General features: G+C 42.5%; 14 protein-coding genes. 6 read left to right on the forward strand and 8 right to left on the reverse strand.

Annotation, left to right across the window (positions count from 1 at the left end):
* Nucleotides 1-118 precede the first annotated feature (118 nt).
* The 3 genes from ACN20O_RS16530 to ACN20O_RS16540 all read right to left on the reverse strand — a co-directional run bounded on the left by ACN20O_RS16530 (nt 119) and on the right by ACN20O_RS16540 (nt 2,972).
* Nucleotides 119-1,624, reverse strand: a complete 1,506-nt coding sequence (locus ACN20O_RS16530; RefSeq protein WP_491635229.1) for a hypothetical protein — start codon at nt 1,622-1,624, stop codon at nt 119-121.
* Nucleotides 1,625-1,775: 151 nt separating this feature from the next.
* Complete coding sequence (gene trxB / locus ACN20O_RS16535; RefSeq protein ID WP_166637353.1) at nt 1,776-2,729, reverse strand: thioredoxin-disulfide reductase; 954 nt, start codon at nt 2,727-2,729, stop codon at nt 1,776-1,778.
* Nucleotides 2,730-2,747: 18 nt separating this feature from the next.
* Complete coding sequence (locus tag ACN20O_RS16540) at nt 2,748-2,972, reverse strand: hypothetical protein (protein WP_102243454.1); 225 nt, start codon at nt 2,970-2,972, stop codon at nt 2,748-2,750.
* A gap of 119 nt (nt 2,973-3,091) precedes the next feature.
* Between ACN20O_RS16540 and ACN20O_RS16545 the strand changes: the two genes are divergently transcribed.
* Together ACN20O_RS16545 and ACN20O_RS16550 are read left to right on the forward strand one after the other, a co-directional pair.
* On the forward strand, nt 3,092-4,663 hold the full coding sequence (locus tag ACN20O_RS16545) for a hypothetical protein (RefSeq protein WP_491635232.1): 1,572 nt from the start codon (nt 3,092-3,094) through the stop codon (nt 4,661-4,663).
* 17 nt (nt 4,664-4,680) lie between these two features.
* Nucleotides 4,681-5,868: an outer membrane beta-barrel protein gene (locus tag ACN20O_RS16550; protein WP_102243456.1), complete on the forward strand. Its 1,188-nt coding sequence runs from the start codon at nt 4,681-4,683 to the stop codon at nt 5,866-5,868.
* Between the two features lie 3 nt (nt 5,869-5,871).
* Here ACN20O_RS16550 and ACN20O_RS16555 read toward each other — a convergent pair whose 3' ends face one another.
* The 5 genes from ACN20O_RS16555 to ACN20O_RS16575 all read right to left on the reverse strand — a co-directional run bounded on the left by ACN20O_RS16555 (nt 5,872) and on the right by ACN20O_RS16575 (nt 13,215).
* Nucleotides 5,872-7,317, reverse strand: a complete 1,446-nt coding sequence (locus ACN20O_RS16555; protein ID WP_491635234.1) for a glycerol-3-phosphate dehydrogenase/oxidase — start codon at nt 7,315-7,317, stop codon at nt 5,872-5,874.
* Nucleotides 7,314-8,681, reverse strand: a complete 1,368-nt coding sequence (locus tag ACN20O_RS16560; RefSeq protein ID WP_491635236.1) for a hypothetical protein — start codon at nt 8,679-8,681, stop codon at nt 7,314-7,316. Before ACN20O_RS16560 ends, ACN20O_RS16555 begins: the two co-directional genes overlap by 4 nt.
* Before the next feature lie 11 nt (nt 8,682-8,692).
* The gene (gene secA / locus ACN20O_RS16565) at nt 8,693-11,248 is read right to left on the reverse strand and encodes a preprotein translocase subunit SecA (protein ID WP_491635238.1); all 2,556 of its coding nucleotides are present in this window, start codon (nt 11,246-11,248) and stop codon (nt 8,693-8,695) included.
* Nucleotides 11,249-11,295: 47 nt separating this feature from the next.
* Nucleotides 11,296-12,396 carry a peptidoglycan DD-metalloendopeptidase family protein gene (locus ACN20O_RS16570; protein WP_491635240.1) on the reverse strand — a complete coding sequence of 367 codons (1,101 nt, stop codon included), beginning with the start codon at nt 12,394-12,396 and terminating at the stop codon, nt 11,296-11,298.
* Between the two features lie 75 nt (nt 12,397-12,471).
* Nucleotides 12,472-13,215 carry a Stp1/IreP family PP2C-type Ser/Thr phosphatase gene (locus ACN20O_RS16575; RefSeq protein ID WP_491635242.1) on the reverse strand — a complete coding sequence of 248 codons (744 nt, stop codon included), beginning with the start codon at nt 13,213-13,215 and terminating at the stop codon, nt 12,472-12,474.
* 179 nt (nt 13,216-13,394) lie between these two features.
* Between ACN20O_RS16575 and ACN20O_RS16580 the strand changes: the two genes are divergently transcribed.
* The 4 genes from ACN20O_RS16580 to ACN20O_RS16595 all read left to right on the forward strand — a co-directional run bounded on the left by ACN20O_RS16580 (nt 13,395) and on the right by ACN20O_RS16595 (nt 20,052).
* A complete protein-coding gene (locus tag ACN20O_RS16580) occupies nt 13,395-15,452 on the forward strand; it encodes a PrkA family serine protein kinase (protein WP_491635244.1) in 2,058 nt (685 codons plus the stop codon).
* Between the two features lie 24 nt (nt 15,453-15,476).
* On the forward strand, nt 15,477-16,592 hold the full coding sequence (locus tag ACN20O_RS16585; RefSeq protein WP_102243463.1) for a DUF444 family protein: 1,116 nt from the start codon (nt 15,477-15,479) through the stop codon (nt 16,590-16,592).
* Between the two features lie 12 nt (nt 16,593-16,604).
* Nucleotides 16,605-18,101 (forward strand): SpoVR family protein, encoded by a 1,497-nt coding sequence (locus ACN20O_RS16590; RefSeq protein ID WP_491635246.1) that lies wholly within the window; start codon nt 16,605-16,607, stop codon nt 18,099-18,101.
* Nucleotides 18,102-18,198: 97 nt separating this feature from the next.
* On the forward strand, nt 18,199-20,052 hold the full coding sequence (locus ACN20O_RS16595) for a FecR family protein (RefSeq protein WP_491635248.1): 1,854 nt from the start codon (nt 18,199-18,201) through the stop codon (nt 20,050-20,052).

A 20,052-nucleotide genomic window follows, 5' to 3' on the forward strand; every position in this document is an offset into this window, starting at 1 on the left:
AATCTATTCTTTCAAATTTTAAAAATGAATGTCAAAGGGCCATTGTTCATTTTTATAACAAAAAAATAAAACAATGTGAATTTAAGTAGTTAAAAGCAATAAAAGTGAATTAGTCGGATTAGAAACGGGACTTAAATTGAAGCATTGTCGTGTAGGTGCGGTCATCACTGGCCCTTGCCGTGATGGCAAGTGAAGAGGATTTCCCTATGGCCACTTCATGTTGAAGATCCATAAAGCGATTGCGCTCTCCCGCAGAAGTCGTCGCACTTCCAAATGAAGTGGTGAGTTTTCCGTAGTCACCGAGGTCGGTTTTTTTACCGACACTATAAGCTTTTGCTCCGGCAGTATCAGTTGAGAATTTTGTGGTCACTGTTCCAATGACATCATTGTTGAATTCACTTCCGACAGAGACCTTGCTGTATTTATCAATTGGCCTTTGGTAAAGCTCGAGGTCAACATACTTGTTACTGTGGTCGGTAAGGGCCATATTGTATGTTTGGGCGTTGGAAATTTTTCCATCAGTCTTATCAGTGGCCGGGATCACAGTTTCATTTTTCACACTAGCATCTACTTTTAATTTTGAATCCGCATCAATGTCCACTGACATTGGAACGACTGTGACGATTTGTTTTGTTCCGGCCGTGTAATTAGTCGCATTGACTTTTACCCAGTCAGAGCCTTTATCATTTTTTAACGAGAGCTCAGTGCTTTGTTCGTTGTAAGAAAACTTTGTTTTTGTTTCAAAGTTTAAATTTTCAGTTAGGGAAGTCTGCGTTTTCGCTTTCAAGACTTCAACGTCTGTTGGAACAGCACCATCGCGGAATTTTACACTTGGAACGATATCGACGTAGGTCCCCTCAGGCTCGCCCTTGGCCTTTGGTTTAATTTTGCGAAGAAGTTCAACAGTGCTTCTGTCATTTGCAATGCGCTCAAGTTTTAATTCTGAGGCGCTTGGCTTATAAGCAAAGTATCTAATCTTTGCCGTGCCATCTGGAAGCATGCGTACTTCAACCAGTGTGTTTCTTTGTGAGCCAGATCCGCGGTAAAGATAGACGACTTCCTGGCCATCTGCCGGTATGTATTGAATGTTCTCTACGTTGGGTAGCCCCACAAGCTCTTCGCGCATGAACTTGTAGTCGCCTTCATATCTTTTTGTTGTGGCATCAATGTTTCCAAACTTTCCACATTGGATTTTTCCATCAGCGGTTTCCCATCTGACGACATAGTACATGAAGTTCAGGTTATTGAGTTCTACGCCTATCTGGTTATTGGTTGTCACATCATCACCTTTTTTTAATTTGGCGATAATTTTACTGACATCTTTACTTAAGTTGAGGTGAGTGTCGCACGTCTGGCATTCAGATTCATCAATGAGAGCAGTGCTTAGCAGTTCTGATTCTCCAGTGACCCCGGCCTCTTTATCAGCAATATACTTATCCAGTGCTTGGTTGAATTTTGAAAAGCCTTCGGCCGTCTGGCCCGTAGAGACGTGGGAATCGAATTTTTCGACCATGCCTTTGTAATTTTCATTTCTCTCCAGCAGGTTTTCAAATTGGCTATTGCCCGCATGAACTGCAGTGAGTGAAAGAAGTGAATAGGTTATGATAAAAAGAGATAGTTTCATTTTATTCGGAACTCCCCATTTGTCTTTGCGGGAATCCGATAAAATTCTTTAGCGTTTTGGTGAATTTTTATGTTTTATAATTCACATAACCAAGCTGAATCGTCGGTTGATCCAATAAAAAAGGCCGCTCAAGGCGGCCTTTAAAAGGTCTTTATTGATTCTTTTTGTCGTGTTCTGCTTCCAGGAATCTTTCAGCGCGGATAGCAGCTGTACATCCTGAACCTGCCGCCGAGATGGCCTGGCGGTAGTATGGATCTTGAACGTCACCACAAGCAAATACACCGGCAACTGATGTATCTGGGTGGAAGCCCTGAGTTTTGATATACCCGTGGTCATCAAGTTCAAGCTGGCCGTTTAAGAATTTTGTATTTGGCTCGTGACCGATTCCAAGAAAGAACCCGTCAGTTTTTCTTTCTGTGATTTCATTTGTCTTATTGTTAATAACTTTCAGACCTGTAACCCCAGTTTCATTGAAAAGAATTTCTTTTACTTCTGTGTTCCACACCACTTCAATCTTTGGGTTTTTGAAAGTGCGCTCTTGCATTGGTTTACTTGCACGGAATTGGTCTTTTCTGTGAATCAGGTAAACTTTCTCTGCAAAACGAGTCAGGAAGTTTGCCTCTTCAAGAGCAGTGTCACCACCACCTACAACGTGAACAACTCTGTTGCGGTAGAAAAATCCATCGCAAGTCGCGCAAGCTGAAACACCTTTACCGATAAGTTCCATTTCATTTTTAAGGCCTAGGTATTTTGCTGAAGCACCAGTTGAAATGATCAGAGTTTCGGCCATGAATTCAGCGCCGTTGTCGCACTTTACATGAAATGGTCTTTTTGAAAGATCGACACTTGTTACTTTTGCTGAAAGGTATTCAGTTCCAAAACGTAGAGTTTGTTTTTTCATGTTGGCCATTAGATCAGGGCCCATAACTCCTTCAGGAAATCCCGGGAAGTTTTCTACGTCAGTTGTTGTTGTTAATTGTCCGCCTGGCTCATGGCCTTCGATAACGAGAGGGTTAAGACCAGCACGTGATGAGTAAAGGGCAGCTGTATATCCAGCAGGTCCAGAACCCACGATAATAACTTGTCTGTGAGCGATTGTTGTCATGATAAATTCCTTAAGAGATTACTCAGATAATAATGCTGCTTTTAATTCCGCAGCAGTTTCTTCTTCCTGCTTAACTTTGATTTTTACATCAACTGGACGGTCGTCCAGCTCTGGGTGCATTTGGTAGTAAGCGCTGACAGTCATCAGGTCTCCTGGAGATGGAGCTTCTGATGTTGTTTTGAAAGTCTCACCTGTCACGTTACATTCGTACTTGTAGATTTTTTTAATCTTTTTCTTGCTCATTTTTGAGTCCTGCTTCATTGGGAATAATGTACCTCTAGTTATAGAGAATTATACCCAATAGAGCAAGGATTTCCCATCAGTGGGAAGGCGCGCAAGTTTGCTTTAAACTATTAATTAATATGAAAAATTCAGCCTTAATCACAGTTCTTTTATTTATGGGTGTTTTTACCGGCAAAGCCTTTGGAATTGGGCTTACAGAGGTCAATTTACAGGACATTTCCACTTCGGGGAAAAGCTTAATCATCGACCGCGGGAACCTCGAAGAGTACAAAGAAGGGCTTCTGGCCCGTTTTTACCTGCAAAAAGGGCCAAAAGAGTTCCCGAAAGTATTCCTGGTTGCTGAAGGGGAACTGGTTAAAAGCTTTCCACGTAAGTCTTACTGGATCCTAAGAAAGATCCATATTCCTTCGGCCATTAAGCGCGATTCAAAGGTTTTGATTTCAACTTCCAGTGAGCTTTTGAGAGAGCGTCCACTAAAAATGAGAAACAAGCACGTGGTGATTTCGGATTCTCAGTATCAGGACGTGGATGATTACATCGATCAAAACCAGGAAAATGTTCCTTCGAGACTGGTTAAAGAAGACAAACCCTATGCGGCCTCAGCAGATATTTTTGAGCGCGATGAAATTAAAGACGTCACTCCTGAGACAGATGTCCTTTTGACGACCTATGAATCTTACAAGAAAAAATCAGGCAACTATTACAGCGATGAATACGGTGATTTGACGGCACAGAAGTATTTTGTCGGCAATAAGCAAGTGGCCCTGGGTGATATTAAAAAAGCAGAAGATAAAAAACTTTTTGATTCTATGAGCGATGGTTATGAGAAAAAAACCAACGGTATGAAATACGGAATTAAAAGTTTTTACAGCGAGCAGGCAAGAACTCCAGGACTTCCAGAAATCGCGGAAAAAGGGGTGGAGATTTCAACTTATGCCCGCATGAAAGAAGATGCCAAACTTGCTGATCAAGTTGACCCGAGGGCAATGGCGAAGATGAAACGCGATGGTGATCAGTGGTCGTCAGATATGGATGATGCTGCTTTAAGACGTTATTTCATTCAAACGGGAATGGAAAAAGAAATCAGAAGAAGAGATCTGGCCCTTAATGAACTTGAAGGCCATGAGATCATGCTTCATTACTCGGGTTCAATGGTTGCTCACGGGAACACTCAAGACCCAAATTACCAGGGACGCGGTTACAGCCTGGGGATTGCTTATGACTTGCACCTGGCACGTACGTCGGCTTCTCTTAAAAAATGGTCGCTTCAATTTTTTCTTGAGCGCGGGGTAACTGAGTACGACACAGGAGAGTTTAACGCTCGTTCTGAAGAAACGGACTATGGGGCCTATTTAAATTATTACTTCATCAACAACCCGCTGACGTTAAATTCGTTTATTTACCAGGCGGGCGTTGGACTTAAAAATGGAAGTGCCAGCGTTTACTCACCTGACCTCTCAAAAGAGTATTCTTATCAACTTTTATCTCCCTCGTTGCAGCTTATGACTAAATACCGCTTCCGTTCAGGTGACCTGAAAGAAGACACGGTCAATGTAGGAGTGAGTGTGAACTTTGGGGTCAATATCGACATGAAGAATTTGTCAGTCATTGACCGTGTAGATGACAATATTAATAGCAAAATTTCTGTCACTGACTTAAAATATATACTAGGAATGAGTGTTTATTTTTAGGATGAGGATTTAGAGGCATGAAAAGGTCATTATATTTTGTTTTGCCTGCCGTTTTCGCTTTCAATGTCACTAACGTCAGCGCTTTAGAAATCGATGAAAAATTAACTCTTCGTTTTTTGAAAGTTTCATCAAGTAAAAAAACAGTACTCGTTAACCGCGGTGGAGAAGATGGTTTAGTGGTCGGAGATCACGCCAAGTTTTTTATCACAGCTGGTGTTGTGGCCCGTGGAGTGGCCGAAAAAGTTTCTCCTTCAAGATCGGTCTGGTCGCTTTATAGAATTGTTGATCCAAATGAGATCACTCAGGATAAAGTCCTTAACCTGAAGATCGCTACGCCGGTAAAAATCACAGATGATCCAAGTAAGAGTTTAAAAGAAGAGCCGATCCCTGGTGGCACTGAAACGATGAATGTTGAAGACAATTCAGCAGACGGCGCTGCAAGTGAAGAAATCGTAGTAAGCGATGCTGATAAAGACGAACTAAAAGGCCTGGGACTGGAAGAAGATATGTCAGTGGGCACGACAAAGTCAGTGCCTTCTAAGACGGCAAGCAGCTCTAAGAAAACAAGTTCAGCTCCAGTGATTGAAGAATCAGCTCCTGTCTACTCGTCAAATACTTCAAAAACTTGGGAGGCCTGGGGAACTTTATATGTGAATTCTCTCTCTGGCACGGTTGAAAGTGATACGACGACATCATCTTCTACTGCAGCCTCAGGATCAACAATTGATTTCTCCGCTGGGATTGAAAAATATTTTTTAACTTCATCAAGCTTTTTTAAAGAGTTTTCTCTTTCACTTTTTGCTCACAAGAGAACTATTGAAACTGGTGACGATGTTAAATCGACGAGTGATTGGTTTGAATATGGGGTAGGAGCGAACTACCACTTTTATAATTCAGCGGCTTCAGTCAACAAACTTATCGGTTACGGGGCCTTAACGGCAGGAAAAGGAAGCGCTTCCGTTAAGTCGGTATCGACAACTGGAGGAGTGGCGACTGAAAACACAACTGATGGGACAAATACATTTTTCTCAGTTGGTGTGGGTGCAAAATACATCCTTAATAATGGTTTTGGTGTAAGAGCAATCCTGGATTATTACCATTCATCAGAAGAGTTTGAATTTGATGACGGAGCTGGCGGAACTTTTGTTTCAACAAGAACTCTGGCAGGTCCTCGTGTTCAGTTTGGGCTCTCTTACCGTTTCTAATTATTAATTAAATTTTTCAATATCTTCGGCGCTTATCTTTAGATAGCGCTGGAGAGTTTTTAGATGTCTATTGAGATAAGTATCGAAATCTTCTTTAGTTTTTTCTTTCCAGATCGCGCGGCTTAAAACTGACAGCCTTCTGACAACTAAATCTTCAAATGTCTTTGGCATTTCTTTTTCACAGATATGAATCAGCTCAGCTTCACTTGGCAAATGCCACTCGAAAGGGCCAACCACAGAAGGACTGCGCAGAGGTGATTCTGTTTTATCTTGATTGTAGCTTAGATGAAAACGATGACAGATTTTCTGGGTGATTTCTCTGCCCATCACTCTGAAGGTTGTGTATTTTCCTCCGGCGATTACATAGGTGTCGCTGGCCGGCTGGAAAACTTTATGCTCTCGCGATGTTTTTCCGCGGTCTCCTCCGGTGTTTTCTTCTTTTACCAGAGGTCTGATTCCTGCAAAACTTCCAATGATTTTATCTTTTGTCAGGTTGGACTGAGGAAAGTACAGGTTTAAATTTTTAAGCAGGTATTGGATTTCTTCTTCCGTCGGTTTGACATGGAAGAGGTCATCTTTGTTAGGAACTTCTGTTGTTCCTACCAGAACTTTTTCGCCATGAGGAATAACAAAAATGACACGGTCTCCGTACTCATCTTGAGGAGTCATAACAATCGGATGGGCAATAGGAAGATCAGCGCTTTTTACCCAAATGTGTGAGCCTTTTGAAGGAAGAAGCACATCTTGCCAGTGATAAAAGCTGTATTGTTTTAAAAACGAATCAGTAAAAGGGCCAAGTGCATAGACTACCTGATCAGCGATAATGTTTTTTTCTTCGCCGGTGATCTGGTCTTTGAGCGTGAGTGTATTTTTGTTGTTAATTTTTCTGACGTTGGTAACTTTTGTATGGTTTATGGCAAAGGCATGGGGTTCATTAAGCGCATCGTAAATCACTTCCAGCGTGATTTTAGCGTCGTCCATGATCCCATCATAATACACGCCCGCACCTGAGAGTCCTTCAGGGTTAAGACCTTTAATATCTCTGACACATTCGTCTCTATTTTTCATACTAAAAGGTGAGTTCTTAAAGCTTGAGAGAAGATCGTAGAGGAAAAGCCCAATTCTGATCATCCAAAGTGGACGTTTTGAATCTTTGTAGACCGGCATATAAAAAGGAACTTCGCGAGTGAGGTGAGGTGTGAGTTTTAACCACAGGTTTTTTTCATGCAGGGCCTCAAATACCAGAGGAAAATCCATATTTTCCAGGTAGCGTATGCCTCCGTGAAGCATCTTTGAGCTGCGCTCACTTGTCTGGGATGAAAAGTCCCCGGCATCGATTAAAAGCGTTTCTACGCCATTTAAAACCAGGTCGCGGAAAATCCCCGCGCCAACAATCCCACCGCCAACGATGACGGTTTTATAAGAATCTTTTACTGGCGTTGTTTTCAAGTGGTCTCCGGGCCTACGATGGCAAGAGTGGCACTGCAAGTGATCTGGTACGCATTCACTCTTCCATGTGAGCGTTCAAATTGCAGCGGTGATAATTGAAAATTGAGTCCCAAAAGCGCATTTGCGTGTTGAGCATAGGCCTTTTGTTTTAACTGCATCGTCAGGTCTTCATATAAAAGAGCAAACGAGTTTTGGTAATCTTTAAATGCTTTTTCAGATGTTAGCTCTGGATTCTCCAGGTCTTCCATATTGAGAATTTCACCTGAATCACGCTGGTTTTTTTGCACGAATTGCAATCTTTCCAGTTCGGCTTCTTCGACAATCGTAAAAGTCGTTTGCACGCCGATGTAGTTTTCCACCACGTAACCTGGAACCTGTGAGCTTGTTGTGACGATGATGTCTTTAATGCTCGTATCGATGTCTGAGAGCTTTAAACTCTCGGCACGGTTTTGTTTTAGGTTGTCTTTTTTTAGTAGTCCGCGTGGATTGCTCTCGCCTGATTTTGAAGGATGCACTTCATCCGAGAGGCCAACTTCCAGGTCTAAATCAAAGCGGCGTAGTTTATGGGCCAGGACAATGGCCGTGTACTCGCTGATCTGGGGAACGATAAGTGAGCCCAGTTCAAGTGAGCGTTCAGTGTCTTTTTCATTTTGAGTATTGACCACGCCGAACTCTTTTAAAAGTTCCAGGATGTCGTCAGCTTCTTCTTTGTATTTAATATGACGGGCGATAATGCTGTAGGGAGGATTTCCTCCACCAACAGAGGCCTTGCCGTATGAAAAATTTTGAGCAAAAGTTTTAACATCTTCAAATTTTTCTGAAGTGTTGGTGTAGGCGCTTTCGTCGCGGAGAGTTTCTTTTTGAAGCGCTTCACTTTCCATTGGAGTGAAGTCTTCTTCTATTGTTGTCGTTTCTTCTTCGGCAAAAGATAATTCTTCAGTCGGAGTGAACTCTTCGGAAACTTCTGATTCAAAAGGTGATTCTTCTTCAAGATTGATATCGAAAGAGCCTTCTTCTTGGAAATCTTGAGATTGCTCTTCTGAGTCACCAAAAGGATTGTCTTCAGTCGCACCAAAAATATTTTCTTCTTGTGTCTCAGTTTCCAGCTCAGAGACTTCAAAACTCATCTCTTCAGAGGCATTAGATCCAGAATCAAAGGGAACCTCTGGAGGGACATCGGGAGAGAGGTCATCATCCAGGGCATCTAAGCTGATGCCCGTGGAAGATGAATCATTGTTGTCGAAAGAGTTAGAATGAAAGCTGTCGAATTTAGAGTCGAGATCAGAGTCGTTCTGGTGTAAAAACTCAGAAAGATCCTCGATTCTCGTTAAATCTTTATTTTCGTCATCTTTCTTTTTTGTCATTTAAGACCTTATTAAGCTTCTGTCCCGTGACATTGCTTGTATTTTTTCCCTGAACCACATGGACAAGGATCGTTTCTACCCACTTTAGGGTTTGATCTTCTGATCAGTTTTGCTTCTTCTTTTACTGTTTCAGCTTCTAAGGCGCGTCTGTGGGCCTCAAGTTGAGCTTCTAGCTCTTCTTGGTGCCTCTTTTGAAGCTCTTCGATCTCGGCCTTAGTATAAAGTCTAACAGTAAATAGGTTAGCTACAATAGATTTTTTAACTTGAACTTTCATGGCATCAAAAAGCATGAACGATTCTTTTTTGTATTCAGTTAATGGATCTTTTTGAGCGTAAGCGCGCAAGTTGATACCTTCTTTTGCATGGTCCATGTTCAGAAGGTGCTCTTTCCAGTGCTGGTCAAAAGCAGAAAGCAGGATTTCTCTTAGAGCGTATGTCACTTGCTCAGGCTCGTATTGAGAGAATTTTTTCTCTAGAACACTGTTTGCTGTAGCACCGAAATAGCGCTCAATTTCGCCATCAAAGCCCTGAAGACACTCTTGGTATGAGATCTCATGATCAGTGTTAAAAGTTGACTTAAATCCTTTTTTCATCTCTTCCCAGTCCCATGAATCAAGCGGAGCTTTTTTCTCAGGACGGTAGTTCTCTAATAATTCAACTGCAACATCTTCCACCATTTCTTGAACGAATCCCATGTTGTCCTGGTCGTTTAAGATGTCGCGGCGGATTTTATAGATAATACGACGTTGCTCGTTCATAACGTTATCGTACTCAAGAAGGTGCTTTCTGATGTCGAAGTTATGGGCCTCAACTTTCTTTTGCGCCTTAGCAATCGCGTTTGAAATCATTTTGTGTTCGATTGGCTCATCTTCTTTCATTCCCAGAGTGTTCATTAACCCTGAGATTTTATCTGAACCAAAAATTCTCATCAGGTCATCTTCAAGTGAAAGGAAGAACTTCGAGTTCCCCGGGTCACCTTGACGTCCCGAACGACCGCGAAGCTGGTTGTCGATACGACGAGATTCGTGTCTTTCAGTACCAAGGATGTAAAGACCACCGGCCGCTTTTGTTTCCGGAGTCAGCTTAATGTCGGTACCACGACCGGCCATGTTGGTAGCGATGGTAACCGCACCTGGTTGACCAGCATTTTTAATAATCTCGGCTTCACGCTCGTGTTGTTTCGCGTTTAGGACTTCGTGAGGAATACCTTCCTGGCGAAGGTAGCTTGAGATCAATTCTGATGTTTCAATAGCGATAGTACCGACGAGAACTGGCTGTCCTTTAGCATGAAGAGTTTTAATTAACTCAGCAACCGCTTTGTATTTTGCCGCTCTGTTTTTGTAGATGATATCTGCTTCATCGATACGGGCCATTGGAAGGTTTGTCGGGATAACTACAACGTCAAGGTTGTAGATCTTCATAAATTCTTCTGCTTCTGTATCAGCTGTACCTGTCATCCCTGAAAGTTTTTTATAAAGCTTAAAGTAGTTCTGGAAAGTAATCGAAGCAAGTGTCTGGTTCTCAGACTTGATCTTTACACCTTCTTTCGCTTCAACCGACTGGTGAAGACCATCAGACCAGCGCGATCCTTCTTTTAGACGTCCTGTGAACTCATCTACGATGATGATTTGACCGTCGCGGTTAACGTAGTCAACATCCAGCTTGAAAAGCGCGTGAGCTTTTAGTGACTGGTTTAAATGGTGAAGAAGGTTAGAGTGCTCAATGTTGTAAAGGTTTTCAATTTTTAAAAGTTCCTGAACGCGGATAACCCCTTCTTCAGTGAACATTGCTGAGCGGGCCTTTTCATCCACTGTAAAGTGAACATCTTTTTTTAGTTTTGGGATAACGTCATTAGCGACGTAGTAAAGTGAAGGGTCACCTTCTGATGGACCAGAAATTAAAAGTGGAGTTCTCGCTTCATCGATTAGAATCGAGTCAACCTCATCCACGATACAGAAGTGGTGGTCTCTTTGAACGTATTCTTCCAGAGAGAATTTCATGTTGTCGCGAAGGTAGTCGAAAGCAAACTCATTGTTTGTTCCGTAAGTGATGTCACATTTGTAGGCAACCTGGCGGTCTTCATCCGACATTTGCGAAAGGATTACACCAACACTTAGTCCTAGCCACTTGTATAAAACACCCATTTCTTCCGAGTCACGGCGAGCAAGGTAGTCGTTAACTGTTACGACGTGAGCGCCTTTTCCTTCAAGGGCCACAAGATACAGAGGAGCTGTTGCCGTAAGAGTTTTACCTTCTCCGGTTTTCATTTCCGCAATACCACCATTAAATAGAGCAATACCACCCATTAACTGCACGTCGAAGTGTCTCATTCCAAGGACACGCTTAGAAGCTTCTCTGATTGTGGCAAACGCTTCAGGAAGGATATCCGCTGTCGTTTTTCCTGACTCAAGCATGGCCATTAGTTTTGGCGTTTGAGCTTTAAGTTCTTCGTCAGATAATTGCTGCATTTTTGGTTCAAGTGAGTTGATCACTTCAACAATTGGTTTAAGTTTTTTTAGATCTCGGTCGTATTTTGTCCCGAAAATCATTTGCAATGGATTGAACATAAAAAAGGTCTCCTGAGATTCAATATAAAAATAAATTTTAAGTGTTGCTAGTTAAGCGTGTAGTAAAGTGGGTCAACGGGTGTGCCGTTGACACGAACCTCGTAGTGGACGTGCGGTCCTGTCGAATACCCTGTGTTTCCGACGGTTGCAATTCGATCGCCACGAACAACTTTCTGACCTTTTCTAACTGTAAGAGTAGAAGCGTGACCGTAAATAGTTTCGACCCCGTATCCGTGGTCGATCTGGATAAAGTTCCCAAATCCCGGTTTCGCTCCAGAGTATGTCACGACACCGTCTGCTGGAGCAATGATGGCCGTGCCACTTGGGGCCCCGACATCGATTCCTTCATGCATTTTGATTCTTCCGGCATACGGAGACATTCTTGGACCATAACTTGATGTGAGATGTCCTGCTGCCGGCAGTAGCGTCGGCGTTGAGCGCAGGAATGATTCTTTATCCAGTAAGTGCTGATCGAGTTGATGAACGCGCACTTCAATATCTTTTAAGTAAGAGACGACCACTTCATACTTGTAGTCGAATTCCGCGTAGAGCGGGGCCATGGTTAAACTCTGGCGAGTCAGGAATGACCATTCCTTTGAATAAGAAAAATCGTTGTTCTGCACATAAGCGGTTGCGATTTTTTCTTCGTAACTCTTTTTTGTTTCCTGATATTTTTTATCATCTTCAAACTGCTCAAGCTTCTGCGCCGTTTTAGTCGGCTGTTGTTTGAAGATTCTGATCATTGAACCCGGAGAGTAGTCGCGGTCTGGTTCACCTAAAACATTTGAGCCGTTAGGGCGAGCAGCACTTCCGCTGTCAACTGTTGTCGCTTGAATGGCTTCAAGGCCGGTGATGGCACGAAGTTTTCTTTCAAACACGTTGATGCGCTCAAGATCTTCAGTGATCGAATTGAGCTTCATCTGGAAGAGTTGAACCTGTTCTTTGAGCTGGCGGTTTTCCACCAAAAGGTGTTTGTTTTCGTAGACCTGACTTAAAACGTTCCAGTAGTCATAAGTTAAGATTCCTAAAAGAACCGTGAACGTAATAAAAAGAAACACGATACTTTTAAAAACAAGGCGCGGAATTTTGATCGAACGGACGTCTTTATTTTTTTCCGGAATGATCATTAAAGTGTAATAGCGATCCAATGGGAACTCCAAATGTTTTCACTAGCAGAAAATGTACTTATAAATTGTAAATTTAGAGGGGGCTGATGGCAACTGTTATTGCGCTATGACCAGAATTGCCGTGATATTATCCTGCCCACCATTTTCGTTGGCCTGAGCAATAAGACTCTTTACCACTTGCTCACAGGTCGCTTGCGTAGCTACGGCGGGGTCGGGAATGTGCTTGTTGATGATGTAGAGAATATCTTCGTCACTTACTTTCCCGTGTAGTCCATCTGAGCAGCAAAGAAAGATATCATTTTTGACAACTTTGTAGATGAAGACATCAACATCGACATCGTCTTCAAATCCCACCGTGCGCACGAGTACGTTTTTTTGTGGATCAAGGGCCGCTTGTTCGCGGTTGTAAACGCCGTAATTAAGCTTTTCCTGCACGAGAGAGTGATCGCGTGTAAGCTGGAAAATTTTTTTATTATTAACTAGATAGCCACGTGAATCGCCGACGTTGCCAACGTAAATATTTTGCCCGCGGAAGTAGAAACTAACAATCGTTGTCCCCATCCCAACAAGATCTGGATGAGTTTCTCCGAAATTCTTAATGGCCCTATTTGATTCCTTAATTGAACCAGTAAGTAGCGGCGTAGGTTCCATTGAAATATTTTTGATCAAGTATTCAGGAAGCGCTTTAACTGCCATCTGCGAAGCGATGTCACCACCGTTATGGCCACCCATACCGTCAGCTACTACAAAGAGTTTGTTCTCAAGACTTAAAAAGTAAGCATCTTGGTTACTCTTGCGTTTGCGCCCAATGTCTGTTGCACCTGCAGCTATTAAACCCATTTGTTCGCAAATTCCTAAAAAACGTTGTTTCTATTTATCTATTGTCAGGAAGCCCGGAATTTTTGTCAATTTCATTTTTTACACACTGGAGTTTTTTGCTCGGGTTTATATATTTAGGTAAATTTTTGAATCTATGCCATAATTATAAGTGGAAATCGTTAAAAAAGATGGGAGGCCTAATGTCGAAATTAGATATCAATAGATTTATGGATGAGAATTATAAAGTATCAGACTTTTCTCATTTGCACTGGTCAGGTACGTTTCAACAGTACCTGGATTTAGTTACTGAAAATCCAAAAATCACGAGAAACGCTTTCCAGCGTGTTCACGATATGATTATGTCATACGGATCTACTACATATACAGAATACAAAAAAGAAGTTGTTCGTTACCACTTCTTTGATGATCCAATCCAAAACGGAAAAGATGCAGTATTTGGTATCGACGTTCACTTGATGAAACTGGTGAACTTCTTTAAATCCGCAGCAGCAGGATACGGAACTGAAAAACGCGTTCTTCTTCTGCACGGGCCGGTAGGATCGGCAAAATCATCGATTTCAAGAATGATCAAAAAAGGAATTGAGCACTACTCGCGCACAGATGCCGGAGCACTTTTTACTTTCGAATGGTTTGATGAAACAGAATCAGACATCCTTGGTGGAGCAAAAATTTTCCCTTCTCCAATGCACGAAGAGCCGCTTAAGCTTCTTCCGGTAGAAGTAAGAAAGCAATTCCTTGAAGAAATCAATAAGGGAAGAAAAGACGGACACAAGATCAATATCAAAGGCGAAGTGTGCCCAGCTGACCGCTACATCCTTGGCGAATACCTGAAAAAATACAACGGTGACTGGAAAAAAGTTCTCAACCACGTTCGTGTGAAGAGACTTCTTCTTTCTGAAAAAGACCGTATCGGTATTGGTACGTTCCAGCCAAAAGATGAGAAGAACCAGGATTCAACAGAATTAACTGGGGATATCAACTACAGAAAAATCGCTCAGTACGGATCGGACTCTGATCCACGTGCGTTTAACTTTGATGGGGAATTCAACATCGCTAACCGCGGGATCGTTGAGTTCATCGAGATGTTAAAACTTGACGTAGCTTTCTTATACGACCTTCTTGGGGCGTCTCAAGAGCAGTCAATTAAACCTAAAAAATTCTCTCAGACTGATATCGATGAAGTTATTCTTGGCCACACAAACGAGCCGGAATTTAGAAAACTTCAGTCTAACGAATTCATGGAAGCCCTAAGAGATAGAACGGTAAAAATCGACGTTCCATACATCACGCGCCTGGATCAGGAAGTCAAAATCTATCAAAAAGATTTCAATGCTGAAAGAATCCCTCACGTGCACATCGCTCCTCACACCATCGAGATGGCAGCGACATGGTCGATCCTGACTCGTTTAGAAGAACCAAAAAAATCTGACCTGACTAAGCTGCAAAAGCTTAAACTTTATAACGGAAAAACACTTCCGGGATACAACGAAGACAACGTAAAAGAGCTTAGAAAAGAAGCTATCCGCGAAGGTCTTGAAGGGATTTCTCCTCGTTACATCCAGGATAAACTTTCAAACTCTCTGGTTAAAAACGGCCACGTAGGATGTCTAAACCCATTCATGGTTTTCAACGAACTTGAATCAGGACTTAAGCACCACGGTCTGATCAACTCACCTGAGCAGCTGGACCACTACAGAGAAATGCTGGCGATTGCTCGCCAGGAGTATGAAGATACAGTGAAAAACGACGTGCAGAAAGCGATCTCAGTTGATGAGTCAGCGATCCAGACACTTTGTGCAAACTATATCGACAACGTGAAAGCTTATACACAGAAAGAAAAGATTAGAAATAAATACTCTAATAAGTTAGAAGACGCTGATGAGCGATTCATGAGATCGATTGAAGAAAAAATCGATATTCCTGAGTCGAGAAAAGACGACTTCAGAAGAGAAATCATGAACTACATCGGAGCTCTGGCGATCGAAGGTAAAGTTTTTGATTACAAAATGAATGAGCGTCTGCACAGAGCGCTTGAGCTGAAGCTTTTTGAAGACCAAAAAGACTCAATCAAGTTGACAACGATCATTTCTAAAGTTGTGGATAAAGAAACACAAGAGAAGATCGATGTTGTGAAGTCTCGCCTTATTAAAAATCATGGCTACTGTGAAATCTGTGCGACAGACGCACTGAACTTCGTAGCATCGATTTTTGCTAAAGGTGACTCTGCTAAGTCATAAGCTTAACTTTTAAGGGATAGTTAGATGGATCATCCAATTAAAAGAGACCATGCTCGCTTTAGAAAGATTGTTAAAGGAAGAATCCGCGACAATCTAAGAAAGTATGTGTCTAAAGGTGAAATGCCAAGTCCAAAGGGCGACGGGACTTTTAAAATCCCGATGCCCTCGATTGATACACCTCGCTTTAAATTTGGCGACAGAAACCAGGGCGGAATGGGCCAGGGTGAAGGTCAATCGGGTGACCCGGTTGATGGACAAGAAGGCGATCAACCAGGACAAGGGCAGGAAGTCGGTAACCAGGCCGGAAACAAAGAATTAGAAGTTGATCTTTCTCTAGAAGAGCTGGCTTCAATTCTTGGTGATGAGCTGGCACTTCCACGCATTGAACCCAAAGGAAAGAAGGCCATGCCTTCGGTGACCAATAAGTACACGTCTATAGGGATGACTGGTCCAAATTCATTAAAACATTTTAAACGCACTTATAAAGAAGCGATGAAGCGCCAGATTGCGACGGGGACTTACGATTTTAATGACCCGCGAGTTATCCCGCATAAGCGCGACTTCCGTTACCGCGCCAGTGATGCAAAAGTTGAGTTTGAAAACTCAGCTGTTGTTATCTATATGATGGACGTTTCTGGATCAATGGGTGATGAGCAGAAAGAAATTGTCCGCACGGAGTCTTTCTGGATCAACCTATGGCTTAAGTCTCAGTATAAAGATATTGAAGTCAGATACATCATCCACGATGCCACAGCAAAAGAAGTGGACGAAGAAACATTTTTCAAGACCCGCGAATCGGGAGGGACACTGATTTCCAGTGCGCTTAAACTGTGCCGTGAGATCATTGAAAAAGACTACGACCCATCTGAGTGGAACATTTACCCGTTCCATTTTTCTGATGGTGATAACTGGTCAGCAGACGACACTAAGCTATGTTTAGAAATCCTGGATCAGGATCTTCTGCCAGCTTCAAACGTTTTTTGCTACGGACAAGTTGAAAGCCGTTACGGTTCTGGGCAATTCTACAAAGACCTTGCCGGCCGCTACGGTGAAGACGATGAGAAAGTGATCCTTTCAAAAATTAAAAATAAGGACGCTATTCTTGATTCAATCAAAGATTTCCTAGGAAAGGGAAAATAAAGAGGAAGACAGATGTCGAGAACCAAGCCACTTGATGGAGAGTTACTAAGAATCAGAGATGAGATCCATGGTTATGCCAAGGAATTCGGACTGGATTTTTATGAAGTTCGCTTTGAAGTTTGCGACTATGACACTATTAACATCCTTGCCGCTCAAGGTGGATTTCCTTCTCGTTACCCTCACTGGCGTTTCGGGATGGACTACGATCAGCTTTCTAAAGGATACGCTTACGGATTACAAAAAATTTACGAGATGGTTATCAATACCAATCCTTGTTATGCTTACCTGCTAAATGCCAACCACATTGTTGACCAGAAAATCGTTATGGCCCACGTTTACGGCCACGCGGATTTCTTTAAGAACAATGCCTGGTTTGCTAATACTGACAGAAACATGCTGGCCGTTATGGCCAACCACGGGACGAAGATCCGCCGTTATATGGAGCGCTTCGGGCAAAACCGCGTGGAGGAATTCATCGACCGTGTAAACTCAATTGAAAACTTAATTGATGTCGGAATGCTTTTTGAAACTCCGGAAAGCAGAAGACAAAGCGAAGAGCGCATGAAAGTGGCCCGCGAGGAAATCGCGAACCTTTCAGATGACCGCTCAAATGCGCTTAAGTCATTCATGCGTTCTAAAGACAGAAAAGAAGGATCTGCCCCTCAGCAGGTTGTTGAGGAATCGGCCGACCTGCGCGAGAAAAAAATCAATTACCCTCGCGATATTATGCACTACCTTCTGGAGAATGCTCCCTTGGAAGAGTGGGAAGCCGATATTCTGGGGATTCTAAGAGATGAAGCGTACTACTATCTTCCTCAGCGATTAACAAAAATTATGAACGAAGGCTGGGCAAGTTATTGGCACTCACACATCATGACCACCAGAGCGCTTAAGGCCTCAGAGATCATCGATTACGCCGATCACCATGCAGGTGTAATGGCGATGAGCAGACAGAATATCAACCCGTATAAAATCGGAATTGAGCTTTATAGAGACATTGAATACCGCTGGAACACTGGCCGCTTCGGAAAAGAATACAACGAATGCGAAGACATGCATGTAAAGGCGAATTGGGATAAAAAATTAGGCCTTGGCCGCCAGAAAATCTTTGAAGTTAGAAAAACTCATAACGACGTAAGTTTTATTGATGAATTTTTTACTCCTGAGTTCTGTGAGCGCCAACAGCTCTTTACTTATAAATTCAATCCACGCACGGGTCGCAACGAAATTGAGACCCGCGATTTCATGGACATCAAAAATAAGCTTCTTTCATCTCTTTCAAACTTCGGTTCACCGGTGATTGAAATTGAAAGCGGAAACTACCAAAACAGAGGAGAGCTTCTGCTTCGCCACGTTCACCGTGGAGTAGACCTGGATTTTGGTTATGCTTCTGATACGCTTAAAAACCTTTATGCTCTTTGGAAGAGACCGGTGAATATCACCAGCCGTCAGGAAGAGCAGAACATCACATTGAGTTTTGACGGGAAAGAATTCAAGCAGACAAAGTAAGGTTAACTCACTTTAGTTTTCCTGATCTTTCCTTGTACTCTTTATTAATTCGAGTAAAATAAATAAAAAAATATTAACTCGTTTTGCTTGAGAGTTTATGCGCACAATCCAATCGACAGGTTTATTGGTTACTCTTTTATTGTCTTCACCACTTTTTGCAGCAAAAACTCCGATTGCTTCTGTTGCAAAGATCCGCGGGAATGTAACGAAGCTTCTTCCTGGCGCTCTTGAGGCCACTGTTCTGGAAGCAGGTGATCAGCTTCCGGAAGATACATCGATTGTTACAGGCCCAAAAAGTTTCGTTAAAATCGTTTTCATTGATAAGTCTGAACTCAATATGGGGCCGGAAAGTAAAATCGTTATTTCCGAAATGAACCCTAATGAGCAAGTGGGGATCATCTCCCTTTTAAAAGGAAGAATCAGGACGGAAGTTGAAAAGTCACAAAAACCTAATTCACAAAACCAGAATAAATTTTATATCAGAACCCGCACCGCTGCTTTAGGTGTGCGTGGGACAGATTTCCAGACGATTTACAATCCTGAAAACCGCATGACATCACTTCTAACTTACAAAGGTGCTGTCGCTATGGCCAAGGTTGATGAGAACACTCATCAGCGTTTTGAAACCAGCGAAACCAAAGTAGTGAGAGACGATGTAACCAAGGCCCCTGAGATTCAAAAAATCCCAGGAAAAATCATCGACGAAAACACGGAACTTAAAAAAGTTCTCGCTTCAAGTGATGTGGTCATCGTTCCTCCGGGGCAAAGTTCATTTTCTTCGCAGGCCCTGAAGAAATCCTCTCTGCCTGTTAAAATCTCTCCAGTGCAGTTAAATGCTTTGTACAAAAACACTGAGTTCAATGAAAAGAATCTGGTGAATCTAAAACCAGCAAACTTGGATAATGAGGTAGGGCCTCTGATTGCTGTTGCCCCACAAAGTGCACCGGCCGATGGTCTCTACAACGCTAAAAACGGCGACTTTGCTCCAAGGGCCGGAGGCTTTATTGATGAGGTCACGGGTCTTTATGTCGCTCCTGAAGCAGGTTCAACATTCGATTCAAAAAACGGTGTTTACGTCTCAGGTAAAAGTGGTGAGATCGATGCCGATACTGGACAGTATGTGGCTCCAAAAGGGCTTATCCTCGACGCTCAAAAAGGGTTTGTGGTTGAAAAAAATGCTGAGGTTAAGCCAGAGCTTCTCGCTTTAAGAGAAGATTTAAATAAGTCTATAGCCCGCGATGTGGTTGTGGGAGATTTAGATGGGGAAGTGGTTATTGCCGCTAAAACACTGCGTGAGAAATTTATCCGCGATCATTTGAGTTTTATGCTGTGGATGGGCGGAGAAAAAATAAAAGTTAATGATGGCATGGATATGGATGCCGACAAACCGTACAAGTTTAATGTTGAATGGCAGATTGCTTCGACAAACCGTTTTGCTCCTCTCTTAGGTTTGTCGTACGAATCAACAGAGTTCGACGATCTTTCTAATCGCGGTTTTTCTCAGGACTCAAAAGCACAGTTTGATATGACAGTAGGCTTAAAATACGCTCTAACTAACAGAGTGGACCTGGTGTCTAAACTTGTTTTAGACCAGTCTCTTTATGCTGTTCAGACATCGGTGTCTCCTGATGTTTTCAATCTTAACCGCATCGTGATTACAAAGATCAATTTAGGGGCGATGGCCGAATTGATGCGCTCAAACCGCTTTTCAGTTAATGCGGAATTTTTTGCGAACATGGGATTTAGGAAGCGCTTTAACAATGCAGTTGTCTCAGGCATCAGCGGTTTTTCATTTAAGCTAATGCCACAATACGCTTTGGATGAAAAGAGATCACTGGCCTTTGGTTTTGTGATGGAAAACGAGTCTGCAAAAGTAGGGACAGGGCTCATCACCAATGATATCAAACGCGAAAAACGCGCTCTGGAATTAAAATATACAACGAATCTTTAA

The organism is Bacteriovorax sp. As-1 (genome assembly GCF_058446905.1).